This is a genomic window from Streptomyces sp. TOM-9 (genome assembly GCF_056858595.1).
Window position 1 is genome coordinate 8,503,356 of the sequence record NZ_JBXEQB010000001.1, and the last position, 12,842, is coordinate 8,516,197.

The 12,842-nt window shown below is 72.5% G+C and carries 8 protein-coding genes; 7 read left to right on the plus strand and 1 reads right to left on the minus strand.

Features of this window, described 5'->3' with window-relative positions; translation table 11 throughout:
• Positions 1-34: 34 nt before the first annotated feature.
• Complete coding sequence (locus tag AC1VWI_RS39140; protein WP_499515787.1) at positions 35-1,189, minus strand: ROK family protein; 1,155 nt, start codon at positions 1,187-1,189, stop codon at positions 35-37.
• 424 nt (positions 1,190-1,613) lie between these two features.
• Between AC1VWI_RS39140 and AC1VWI_RS39145 the strand changes: the two genes are divergently transcribed.
• The 7 genes from AC1VWI_RS39145 (at position 1,614) to AC1VWI_RS39175 (ending at position 12,835) form a co-directional block, all read left to right on the plus strand.
• Entirely contained in the window at positions 1,614-3,698 is a 2,085-nt protein-coding gene (locus AC1VWI_RS39145; RefSeq protein ID WP_499517020.1) for an alpha-galactosidase D, read from the plus strand.
• A gap of 76 nt (positions 3,699-3,774) precedes the next feature.
• Positions 3,775-4,818, plus strand: coding sequence for a carbohydrate ABC transporter permease (locus tag AC1VWI_RS39150; RefSeq protein WP_499515788.1), 1,044 nt, complete (start codon positions 3,775-3,777; stop codon positions 4,816-4,818).
• 11 nt (positions 4,819-4,829) lie between these two features.
• A complete protein-coding gene (locus tag AC1VWI_RS39155; protein ID WP_499515789.1) occupies positions 4,830-5,756 on the plus strand; it encodes a carbohydrate ABC transporter permease in 927 nt (308 codons plus the stop codon).
• A gap of 28 nt (positions 5,757-5,784) precedes the next feature.
• Positions 5,785-8,208 carry a glycoside hydrolase family 95 protein gene (locus tag AC1VWI_RS39160; protein ID WP_499515790.1) on the plus strand — a complete coding sequence of 808 codons (2,424 nt, stop codon included), beginning with the start codon at positions 5,785-5,787 and terminating at the stop codon, positions 8,206-8,208.
• Complete coding sequence (locus AC1VWI_RS39165; RefSeq protein WP_499515791.1) at positions 8,202-9,215, plus strand: acetylxylan esterase; 1,014 nt, start codon at positions 8,202-8,204, stop codon at positions 9,213-9,215. The genes AC1VWI_RS39160 and AC1VWI_RS39165 overlap by 7 nt, the downstream gene beginning before the upstream one ends.
• Complete coding sequence (locus tag AC1VWI_RS39170) at positions 9,212-10,564, plus strand: ABC transporter substrate-binding protein (protein ID WP_499515792.1); 1,353 nt, start codon at positions 9,212-9,214, stop codon at positions 10,562-10,564. Before AC1VWI_RS39165 ends, AC1VWI_RS39170 begins: the two co-directional genes overlap by 4 nt.
• 90 nt (positions 10,565-10,654) lie before the next feature.
• Positions 10,655-12,835, plus strand: coding sequence for an alpha-galactosidase (locus tag AC1VWI_RS39175; protein WP_499515793.1), 2,181 nt, complete (start codon positions 10,655-10,657; stop codon positions 12,833-12,835).
• Positions 12,836-12,842 lie beyond the last annotated feature (7 nt).

Genomic DNA, 12,842 nt, shown 5'->3' on the forward strand with positions numbered 1-12,842 from the left:
CCTTCCGGAGGAGGGGGGTTCACACAGGGGGAGGTCACTTCGCGGGGGCGAAGACCCGCTGCGCGGCGACGGCCGCGCCGCCGCGCGCCCACTCCTCGAAGGGCAGCGGACGCACGACGAGGTCGCAGTCGGCCGCGGCCCCGAAGGCGTGGTCGGCGAAGGTCTGCCGGATCTGGTCGGCGAACAGGTCGTACGAGGCCACGCCCTCGCCGGAGATGATGATGCGTTCCGGGCCGATGAGGTTGGCCACCGACGCCATCGCCAGACCCATCACGTGCCCGGCGCGGGAGAAGACCGCGCGGACGGCGGCGTTGTCGTTGTGCGCCAGCCGTACGGCCTCCTCCATCGTCAGCGCGGGGTCGCCGGTGGCCTGCCGGGCCTGCTCGGTGATGGCGTGCGTGGAGGCCACGGTCTCCACGCACCCGGTGTTGCCGCAGGTGCAGGTGCGGTCGGTGCCGCCGACGGGCAGGTGCCCCACCTCGCCGGACACCCCGTGGGCCCCCGACACCACCCGGCCGCCGATGGACAGCCCGCAGCCGATGCCCGCGCCCACCGTGACCAGGGCGAACGAGGACAGCCCCACCCCGGCGCCGAACCACTGCTCGGCGACGGTCAACGCGCGCACGTCGTTCTCGATCACCGTCGGGATGCCGGACGCCGACTCGACCAGCTGCGCGAGCGGGACGCGGCGCCAGTCGAGGAACGGCGAGTACTGCACGGTGCCGGTCTGCCCGTCCACGTCGCCGGAGATCGTGACGCCGACGCTGTGGACGGCGTCGTCCCCCTCCGCACCCGCGGCGGCGCGCAACTGCCCGATGAGCCGGGAGATCGCCAGCACCACGGTCCCCACGTCGCGGGAGTCCAGCGCGGCGCGCCGGGAGGCCAGCGGCCGGGCGGTCAGGTCGGTGAGCACGCCGATGAGTTCGTCGCCGGTCACCTTCACGCCGACGAACCGCGCGCGGTCGGCGCGGACGGCCATCGGCGTCGCGGGACGGCCGCTGGCCCGCTCCCCTTGCGGCCTGCCGAGTTCGGTGATCCAGCCGTCCGCCAGCAGGGGAGTGGCGGCCTTGGTCACCGCGCCCGCCGACAGGCCTGTGCGCCGCCCGATCTCGGCCCGGGTGAGGGGGCCGTGGACGAGCAGGGTCTGGAAGACCAGGACGGCGGCGGGGGGCTGGTCGGCAAGGCTCATGGCCGGACCATACCTTTCCAAGGGAAAGTAAGGAAGGGGCCCACTCATCCCATCTTTGGGTGCGGAGGTTCGGGCTCCGGTGAAGATTTTCCGGCGAAGACCGCAGCTTGGTGCAGCAGACATCGGATTTTTGCCGCTGGATATGTTGACGCTGGAAGGAAACCCTGGCTACATTCGCCGCACTCCTCGCCCGGAGCGGACGAAGCGCCCCCCCCGCCGAGGAGCGCGACCGGAGCCTCCCCCCGGTCGCAGCACGCCCGCCCTCGGTGGTGTTCCGGGACGACCGCCACCGAGGACGCCCCCTGCCTCCCGTACCCCCTGCCCACTCGAAGCGGACGCCGTCGCGCCGGGATGGAGTGCCCCCATGGCTCGTTCAGCTGTACTCGCACGTCTCAGATGGCCCGTGCCGCGTCGGCCCGGCGGCATGCGCAGGGCCGCCCTGCCCGCGCTCGCCGCCACCGCGCTCGCCACGGCCCTCGCCGTACCCGCTGCCGCGTCGCCCGCCGCGCCCGCCGCGCCCGTGTCCTCCGCCTCCGCCGCGTCCCCGGCGGAGGCCGCCGGCTCCCAGGCCGCCCCCGTGGTGGCCGCCAAGCCCTACATGGGGTGGAGCAGCTGGAGCCTGGAGTCGACCAACTTCCCCGGCTACGGCGGGTCCTGGCTCACCGAGCCCCATGTGCTGCAGCAGGCCGACATCCTGGCCTCCAAGCTGAAGCGGCACGGCTACGAGTACGTCAACGTCGACGCCGGCTGGAACGTCGGCAGCGAGACGAACAAGAGCCTCTCCGACGAGTACGGCCGCCCCGTCGCGGACCCCGTGAAGTTCCCGCACGGCATGAAGTGGCTCGGCGACCAACTGCACGCCAAGGGCCTGAAGTTCGGGCTCTACCTGGCGGTCGGCCTGTACATCGACACGTACAACGACGGCAGGACGCCGATCCACGGCGCGCCGGGGTGCACGACCAAGGACATCGTCTACCCCGACCTGCGCAAGACCAGCGGCTGGGACAACGTCTCCTACCAGCTGAACTTCGCCAGCCCGTGCACCGAGAAGTACATCCAGTCCGTCGCCGACCAACTGGCGGGCTGGGGCGTGGACTTCCTGAAGATGGACGGTGTCGGCCCCGGCTCCAACCAGGGCGACGCGGCGCACGACAACGTGCCCGACGTCACGACCTGGCACGCCGCGCTGCAGCGGACCGGCCGCCCCATCCAGTTCATCCTCTCCTGGTCGCTCAGCCACGACAAGGCCGACGTCTGGAAGGAGAACTCCAACGGCTGGCGGGTGGACACCGACGTCGAGTGCTACTGCGACACCCTGGTGACCTGGAACAACTCGGTCAAGCAGCGGTGGAACGACGTCGTCCCCTGGATCGACGACGCCGGGCCGGGGCACTGGAACAACCTCGACTCCCTCGACGTCGGCGCCGGCCCGCTCGACGGCCTCAACGAGGTCGAGCGGCAGAGCCACATGACGCTCTGGGCCATCGAGAGCGCCCCGCTCTACATCGGCGACGACCTCACCAAGCTCGACCCGTACGGCCTGTCGTTGCTCACCAACGACGAGGTCATCGCCGTCGACCAGGCCGGCAACCCGGCCAAGCCGCTCAGCCAGGACAGCCCGCAGCAGGTCTGGTACGCCCGCAACGCCGACGGCAGCTACACGGTGGCCCTGTTCAACCTCGGCAAGGGCTACTCCGACGTGACCGCCGACTGGAGCGAGCTGGGCATCAGCGGCAAGCCCGCCGTCCGTGACCTGTGGAGCCGCAAGAACCTCGGCAAGGTCGCCGACGGCTTCACCGACAACCTGCCGCCGCACGGCTCCCGGCTGCTGCGCGTCACCCCGGCGAACGTCACCGGAAAGCCCGGTGTCCCGCTCGGCGTGCACGCCACCGCCTCCACGGCCGGCAGCGTCTCGCTCACCTGGGACGCGGTGAACACCGGTACCGCCACCACCGGTTACGACGTGTACGCGGGCACCGCCAAGGTCGCCACGGTGGACGGCACCTCCGCCACCGTCACCGGGCTGCAGGCCGCCACCGGCTACGCCTTCACCGTGGTCGCCCGCGACGCCCGGGGCCGTACGTCCGCGCCGAGCAACGCCGTCCCCCTCACCACCCCCGCGGCCGACGGGCCCACCTCCTACGAGGCCGAGGCGTCCGGCAACCCCCGCACCGGCAACGCGAGCGTCAGCGACTGCTCCCGCTGCTCCGGCGGCAAGAAGGTCGGCAACCTGGGCGGCGACGCCTCCGTGACGATCAAGGACGTGACGGCGCCGAAGGACGGCACCTACCTGATGGAGGTGGACTTCACCGACGGCTCCTCGGGGCGCACGGCCGTGGTCACCGTCAACGGCACCGCCTTCCAGCTCCCGCTGCACGGCGGCAACGACAACGACTGGGGCCGCCCGCGGTCGGTCACCGTGCCCGTCCACCTGAAGGCCGGGGCCAACACGATCGCCTTCGGCAACCCGTCCGACTACGTCTCCGACGTCGACCGGATCACCGTCTGACCGACGGCCGGTCCGGCATCGGGACACCGTCCCACCCATCCACCCGTCCGACCCGACGCACGCAAAGGAGAGTGCCGTGGTGGTCACATCGCAGGACAACCACACGACGCCGGTGGCACCACCGTCCGGCGCAGCCGGCGCGGGGGCCACCACGGCCTCTTCCACCCCGGGGACCCGCGGGCCGCTGAAGGCCCGCAAGCACACCGGCGGCCGCAGGCCCGGGCGCGTGACCGCGACCCGGTCCGCGGCGGCCAGGCGGCGGGACCTGCCGGTCGCGCTGCTGCTGATCCTGCCCGCGGTGGTGGGGTTCGCGATCTTCTACGCCTACCCGACCCTGCGCGGCATCTACCTCGGCTTCACCGAGTTCCACGTCCTCACACCGCCGCGCTGGGTGGGACTGGCCAACTTCCACGAGATGTCCGGCGACGGGGTCTTCTGGCACTCCCTCCTCGTCACCCTGTGGTTCGTGGTCCTGTCCGTCGTCTTCGGCACCCTGATCTCCCTGGTGACCGCGGTCGTGCTGCACCGTGTCACCGACTCCTCGGTGCTGCGCGGCGTGATGCTGCTGCCCTTCCTCATCTCCAACGTCATCGCCGCCCTGGTGTGGCAGTGGATGCTCGACCCGCACCTCGGCGTCATCAACATCGTGCTCGACCACGTCATCGGCCACCCGGTCCTCTTCTTCGGCAGCGGTCCGTGGGCCATCCCCTCGCTCGCCGCCATCAGCGTCTGGAAGTGGATGGGCTACTACTCCCTGCTGATCTTCGCGGGGCTGCAGACCATCCCGTCCACCATCTACGAGGCCGGCCGGGTGGACGGCGCGAGCGAGTTCCAGATGTTCCGCCGGCTGACCGTGCCGCTGCTGCGGCCGATCCTCGTGATGGTGGTCGTCCTGACGGTGATCAACGCCTTCCAGGTCTTCGACATCGTCGCCGTCACGACCAGGGGCGGCCCCGCCAACGCCTCGAACGTGCTGCAGATGTACATCTACGACAAGGCCTTCCGCCAGTTCGACTTCGGCTACGCCGCGACCATGTCGCTGGCCCTGTTCGCCCTGCTCATCACGGTCACCTTCACCCAGCTCCGGCTCGCGCGGGCCGACGAATCCGACCTGAACTGAAGGAGGCCCCGATGACGGTCACCCTGGCACCCCGTACGAAGACCGTGCGGCGCCCCCGCACCCGCAAGGCGACCCCCGGCCGGATCGTGGCCTGGGCCTACCTCGGCCTCGTGTCGCTGATCACCCTCTTCCCCTTCTACTGGATCGTGCGCACCGCGCTGTCCAACAACTACCGGCTGGCCACCGACCCCTCCTCGCCGCTGCCCGTCGGCTTCACCTTCGGCGCCTTCAAACGGGCACTGGGCCTGGCATCCATCGCGGAGGCGCAGGCCCAGGGCGGCTCGGGCGCGTCCCTCGACATCGCCCTGTACCTGCGCAACTCGCTGATCTACGCGTCGGTGCAGACCGTGCTCATCGTGCTGTTCTCCTCCTGTGCGGCCTACGCCTTCTCCCGGCTGCACTGGCGCGGCCGCAACCTGGTGTTCGGCATCCTCATCAGCGCGCTGATGGTGCCGAGCGTCTTCACGCTGCTGCCGAACTTCGTGTTCATCAAGGACGTCGGCCTCACCAACACCTTCGCCGGTCTCATCCTCCCCGGCGGGCTCTTCCAGGCGTTCACGGTGTTCTTCCTGCGGCAGTTCATGCTCGGCCTGAGCAGCGAGATCGAGGAGGCCGCGATCATCGACGGCGCGGGACCGCTGCGGATCCTCTACCGCATCATCCTGCCGATGTCGGCGGCGCCGATCGCCACCGTGTCGCTGCTGATGTTCGTCAACGCATGGAACGACTACATGTGGCCGCTGCTGGTCACCAACGACGCCAGTGTGCAGCCGCTGACACTCGCCCTCGGCGTCTTCAAGCAGTCCTCGCCGCAGGCCGCCCCCGACTGGGCCGGGCTGATGGCCGCCTCCCTGATCGCGGCGCTGCCGATGCTGCTGCTCTTCCTCGCCTTCGGCAAGCGGATCGTCAACTCCATCGGCTTCTCCGGGCTCAAGTGACCGCGCACGCGCACCAGGACGGCACCCCATGAACTCCACTGACCTGCTGCTCGGCTGGCCCGCGCCCGCGGCCGACTGGAACGAGGCCGCTCCGGTCGGCAACGGCCGGCTCGGCGCGATGGTCTTCGGCGGCACCCACCGTGCCCGGATCCAGATCAACGACTCCACCGTGTGGTCCGGCACCCCCGGCGGACCGGTGAAGGCGCTCGCCGACGTCGTCGCCGCCGGCGCCGGCCCGCGGCGGCTCGCGGAGGTCCGCGAGGCGCTCCGCGCCGGCGACCCGCACCGCGCCGAGGAACTCCTGATGGCCTTCGAAGGCCCGTACAGCCAGGAGTACCTGCCCTACGCCGACCTGTGGCTGACGGTGTCCGGGGCGCAGGACGCGACGTACCGGGGCCGCACCCTCAACCTGGACAGCGGGATCGCCGAGGACGCCTTCGACCTGCCCTCCGGGACCTCGGTCCGCCGCCGGACCTGGGCCGGCGCCGCCGACGGGACCCTGTGCACCGACCTGGCCGCGCGGGGCGGCACGGTGGACCTGCGCCTGGAACTGACCACCCCCCTGCGGGAGGTGCACCGCACCGCCGGCCCCGAAGGGGTCGTCCTCGGCGTGGAGATCCCCGTCGACGGGGCACCCGCCCACGAACCGGACGTACCGGAGCCGCTGCGGTACGCGGACGGCCCCGTCGACGGCTACGACCCCTTCGGCGCGGTCGCCCTGCGCGTGGCCACCGACGGGGAGGTCACCGCCGACGGCGGAGCCCTCCGCGTCACCGGCGCCACCCGGCTCCTCGCGGTCGTGGCGAGCTCCACCGAGGCGCTGCGCCACTGGCGGGGCCTGGACGCCCCCGCCGACCGCGCCGCCCACCTCGGCTCCGCAGCGGACAGCGCCGCCCGGGCCGCGGAACGCGGCACCGAGAACCTGCTCAAGGCCCACGAGAGCGACCTGCGCGCACTCCTCGGCGGCACCTCGCTGCGCATCGGACCGCGCCGCTCGGGCACCCACGACGTCGCCCGCGACATCCTCTCCGGCGACGACGAACTCCTCACCGCGACCGTGCTGTTCCAGCTCGGCCGCTACCTCCTGGCCTCCGCATCCCGCCCGCACGCCGGCCCGCCCGCCAACCTCCAGGGCATCTGGAACGCCGACCTGCGCCCGGCCTGGTCGTCCAACTACACCATCAACATCAACACCCAGATGAACTACTGGGGCGCGGAGGCCGCCGGCCTCGGCCCCTGCCACGAGCCGTTGTTCGACCTCCTGGACCGCGTGGCCGGACACGGCAGGGACGTCGCCGAGCAGCTGTACGGCGCCCGCGGCTGGGTCGCCCACCACAACACCGACATGTGGGGCTGGGCCCTGCCCGTCGGCATGGGCCACGGCGCCGCGTCCTGGGCGATCTGGCAGATGGGCGGTGCCTGGCTGGCCCAGCACCTGTGGGACCACTGGGAGTTCACCCAGGACACCGCCTTCCTGCGCGAACGCGCCTGGCCGCTGCTCAGCGGCTGCGCCGAGTTCCTGCTCGACTGGCTGGTGGACGACGGCACCGGCCGGCTGGACACCCTCCCCTCCACCTCGCCCGAGAACCACTACCTCACCCCCGACGGCTCCATGGCCTCGCTCACCCGCTCCTCCGCGATGGACATGGCACTCACCCGGGCCGTCCTCGAACGCACCGCGCGCACCGCCGCGCTCCTCGGCATCGACACCCCGCTGAGCGGCCGCATCGCCGACGCGCTGCCGAAGCTGCACCCGCCGCGGACCGCCGCGGGCGGCTGGCTGCAGGAGTGGGCCGACGACCTCCCCGAACAGGACCCCCGGCACCGCCACCTGTCCCAGATGGTCACCGTCCACCCGCTCGGCCAGGTCGACCCGGACCGCACCCCGGAACTCGCCGCCGCCGCGACGGCCCTGCTGGACCGCCGCGGACCCGGCGCGATGGGCTGGTCCTGGGCGTGGAAGATCGCCCTGCGCGCCCGGCTGCGCGACGCCGCCACGGCCCGCTCGCTCCTCCTGGAGGCGACCCGCCCGTTCGACGGCGACCCGGACACCGACGCGCCCGTCGACGGCTCGGAGTGGGGCGGACTGCTCCCGAACCTGTTCTCCACCCACCCCCCGTTCCAGATCGACGGGAACTACGGCTTCATGGCTGCGCTCACCGAGATGGTGCTGCAGAGTCACGACGGCACCGTCCACCTGCTTCCCGCGCTCCCGGCGCAGTGGCCCGACGGCGAGGCCGCCGACCTGCGCTGCCGCGGCGGCCTGGCCGCCGACTTCGCCTGGCGCGACGGCGCCCTCACCTCCGTGACGCTGCACCGGCACGCCGGGGACGACGCCGAGCCCGTGACGGTCCGCCACCGCGACCGCGCCGTCCGGGTACGCGTCGCCACCGGCACCGCCGTCACCCTCGACGCCGACCTCACCCCGTGCGGGGAGGCCCGGCCGTGCTGACCGAGAACGACGTCCCCGAACTGTGGGCCTACCGCAGCAGCTACCGCGAGCCCGCCGACTTCGACGCCTTCTGGAAGGACACCCTGGACGCCGCCCGCGTCCACGAGCCCCGGCTGGAGCTCACCCCGGTCGACACCGACCTGGAGACCGTGGACGTCTACGACGCGGTGTTCCCCGGCTTCGGGGGCCATCCGGTGCACGGCTGGCTGCGGCTGCCGCGCCACCGCAGCGGCCCCCTGCCCGCGGTCGTGCAGTTCCACGGCTACGGCAGCGGACGCGGGGCCCCCGTCGAGGACCTGCTGTGGGCCTCCGCGGGGTACGCCCACCTGCTGGTGGACACCCGCGGCCAAGGCGGCGCCTGGGCGGGCGGCGGCGCCACCGGCGACCCGGTCGGCAGCGGCCCCTCGCACCCCGGGTTCCTCACCCGCGGCATCGAGGACAAGGACACCTACGTCTACCGCCGCGTCTTCACCGACGCCGTCCGCGCCGTCGAGGCCCTGCGCACCTCGCCGCACGCCGACCCCGACCGCGTGGCGGTGACCGGACCCAGCCAGGGCGGCGGCATCGCCCTGGCGGTCGCGGGACTCCTGCCGGGACTGCGCGCCGCGCACTTCCAGGCGCCGTTCCTGTGCGACGTCCGGCAGGCCACCCGGCTCACCGGCGAGCAGCCGTACGCGGAGCTGATCGGCTACCTCGGCGCCCGCCGGGACCGGGTCGAACAGACCTTCCGGACCCTCGGCTACTTCGACGGCCTCGCCTTCGCCCGCCGTGCCACCGCGCCCGCCTGGTTCTCCGCCGGACTGCGCGACGAGGTCTGCCCGCCGGCCACCACCCTCGCCGCCTACCACCTCTACGGCGGGCCCAAGCAGATGCGGCTGTGGGAGTTCAACGGCCACGACGCCGGCGGCCCCGAGGACCTGGTCCTCGCCCTGAGCGCGTTCCGCGCGCTCCTCAAGACGTCGTCCCACCACCCTCACCAGGAACCGTCCCGAAAGAAGGCATCATGAGAATTCGCAGAGTCGTCGCGCTGGGGGCCACGCTCACCCTCGCCGCGGTGCTGTCCGCCTGCTCCTCCGGCTCGGACTCCGCGGGCGGCGGTTCGCAGACCGTCAACTGGTGGACCTGGGACGACAAGCAGGCCGCCGCGTACAAGACCTGCGCCACGGACTTCGAGAAGGCCAACCCCGGCACGACCGTCAAGATCTCGCAGTACAACGTCGACGACTACTTCACCAAGCTGACCGCCGGCTTCGTCGCGGGCAACGCCCCCGACGCCTTCCAGAACAGCGTCCAGTTCTTCCAGGCCTACGCCGGCCAGCACCAGCTGCTGGCGATGGACGACTTCATCGCCAAGGACAAGTTCGACCTGTCCCGCTTCTCCGTCGGGGTGAACGCCTGGAAGTTCACCGACGGCAAGCAGTACGCGCTGCCGCTGGACTGGGCCGCGGCCGGCCTCTACTACGACCAGGACGCCCTGGCCAAGGCGGGCTACAGCAAGAGCGACGTCGACTCCGTGACGTGGAACCCCGACGACGGCGGCGAGTTCGGCAAGATGATCGCCCACCTCACCGTCGACGAGAAGGGGCGCCGCGGCGACCAGCCCGGTTTCGACAAGGCCCACGTCAAGACCTTCGGCTTCGGCCAGATCGCGGCCAAGGACTTCATCGGCCAGACCTCCTGGAGCCCGTTCGCCTCCAGCACCGGGTGGCGGCTCGGCGACAAGGAGAGCTGGCCGACGGTCTTCAACTACGGCGACCCGCGCCTGGTGAAGACGCTCAACTGGGCCCGCTCCCTGACGGAGAAGGGGTACGCGCCGAAGATCGGCGAGTTCACCTCCAGCGTCAGCGACGTCGACCTGCTCTCCTCCCACAAGGTGGCGATGGAGATGGGCGGCTCCTGGTCCGCCTCCACCTTCGCCAAGATCCCCGGCGTCAAGACCGGCGTCGCGGCGCCCCCGTACGGCCCCGACGGCAAGACCCGCGCGGTGATGAGCAACTCCAACGGCAACAACATCTGGGCGGGCACCAAGAACCCCGAGCTGGCCTGGAAGTGGGTGTCCTACATGGGCTCCGAGGACTGCCAGTCCAAGGCCGCCCGCACCGGCACGTTCTTCCCGTCGATCCCCGCCTCCATGGACGCCGCGACGAAGGCCCTGGCCGGTGACGGCGTCGACCTGTCGGTCTTCACCAGCATGCTGAAGGACAAGGTCCTCTACCCGTCCCCGGTCTACGGCAACGGCGCCGCGGTGCAGGACGCCCTGAACCCGCTGTTCGAGGCCTACTTCGCCGGACAGAAGGACGACTCCGTCTTCGCGGACATGCAGGACCAGAGCAAGACCCTCCTCGCGAAGAACTGAGCCACCGGCAGCGAACCGAGCCCCCGCCGCCGGACGGCCCCGACCCCGGGGCCGTCCGGCGGCGGGGCACACCGAAAGGACTCCCCCCTCATGGCAGACACCACCGCGCGGATCGTCCCGCTGCGCGCGGCCGGCACCGCGTTCGTCGTCGAACTCACCGAGCCGGTGCCCAGGGTCCTCCACTGGGGGGCCGACCTCGGCCCGCTGTCCGCCGACGACCTCGCCGCCCTCAGCCTGACCGCCGAGCCCGCCGTCCTCAACAACTCCCCCGACACCCCGCGCCGCTTCACCGTGTGGCCCACCGAGGCGGACGGCTGGGCCGGCACCCCCGCGCACCACGGGCACCTCGACGGCGGTGCCGCCGCCCCCCGCCTGGTCACGACGGGCACCGCCGTCCGCCAGGACGCCGAGGGCGGCGAACTGGCCGTCTCCCTCACCGACGCCGCGGCGGGGCTCGACATCACGATCACCTACCGGCTGCAGCCCTCCGGAGTGCTCGCCGTCCACAGCGAGATCACCCGGCAGCGGACGGCGGACCCGGCCCCGTACGACCTCGCGCAGGTCACCGCGCTGCTCCCGCTGCCCCGGCGGGCGGGCGAGATCCTCGACTTCACCGGCAAGTGGAGCCGGGAACGCTCCCCGCAACGCCGCCCCCTCGCCCACGGCACGTACGCCCGCGAGGTCCGGCGCGGCAAGCCCGGCCTGGACTCGCCCTACCTCGTGGCCGTCGGCGTGCCCGGGTTCGGCTTCCGCGAGGGCGAGGTGTGGGGCCTGCACGTCGCCTGGAGCGGCGACCAGCGCTACCTCGTCGAGCAACTGCCCGAGGGCGCCGGCGTCCACGCCGCCGTGCTCGGCGGCGGCGAACTGCTGCGCGCCGGCGAGGTCCGGCTCGCGCCCGGCGACACCCACCGCACCCCCGTCTGCCACTACGCCTGGTCCGGCACCGGGCTCGACGGCCTCGCCGACCGCTTCCACACCCTGCTCCGGGACCGCCCGGGTCACCCGCGCCGCGCGCGCCCGGTCATCCTGAACAGCTGGGAGGCGGTCTACTTCGACCACGACCCGGAACGCCTCCTGCGGCTCGCCGACCGCGCGGCCGAGGTCGGCGTGGAACGCTTCGTCCTGGACGACGGCTGGTTCCGCGGCCGCCGCTCCGACCGCGCGGGGCTCGGCGACTGGAGGGTCGACCGGGAGGTGTGGCCCGCCGGGCTGGCGCCGCTCGCCGACCACGTGCGTTCCCTGGGCATGGAGTTCGGCCTGTGGGTCGAACCCGAGATGGTCAACCTCGACTCGGACCTGGCCCGCGAGCACCCCGACTGGGTCCTCGCCCCCGCCCGCGGCGCCGGCCCGTCGGCCCGCCACCAGCACGTCCTCGACCTCTCCCACCCCGGCGTCGTCACCTACCTGCTGGGGGCGCTGGACGCCCTGATCGAGGAGTACGGCATCGCCTACCTCAAGTGGGACCACAACCGCGAGGTGCACGAGGCCGTGGGCGGCCCGGCCGACCGCCCGGTGGCGCACGCCCAGGTCGAGGCGCTCTACCTGCTGCTGGACACCCTCAGGCGGCGCCACCCGGCCCTGGAGATCGAGAGCTGCGCCAGCGGCGGCGGCCGCGTCGACCTCGGCGTCCTCGCCAGGACCGACCGGGTGTGGGCCTCCGACTGCAACGACCCCGTGGAACGGCAGTCCATCCAGCGCTGGACGGGCCAGCTGCTGCCCCCCGAACTGGTCGGCGCCCACGTGGGCCCCACCCCCAGCCACACCACCGCACGCGTCGGCTCCGACACCTTCCGCCTGGCCACCGCGCTCTTCGGCCACCCCGGCATCGAACAGGACATCACCCGCTGCACCCCGGAGGAACTGGCCCGGCTCACCGCGTGGACGGCCCTGTACCGGGAACTGCGCCCGCTGCTGCACGGAGGGCGCACCGTCCGCGCCGACCTCCCGGGGGACGCGACGCTGCTGCACGGCGTCGTCGCCCACGACGCCACGGCCGCGCTCTACTGCTGGGCCCGCGTGGCGACCTCCCCCGAGGGCCAGTCCGGCCGGGTACCGCTGCCCGGCCTCGCCCCCGCCCTCCGCTACCGCGTGCGCGTCCGCACCGACCTCGGCCTGCCGTCCTTCCACCAGACGAGCGGCCCGGCCTGGCTCACCGAGGCGATCGACGACCGCCTCGCCCTCCCCGGCACGCTGCTCACCGCCGCCGGACTGCCGATGCCGCAACTCAACCCCGAGCAGGCCCTCCTGATCGAGGTACGGCAGGCCGACTGACCGGGCC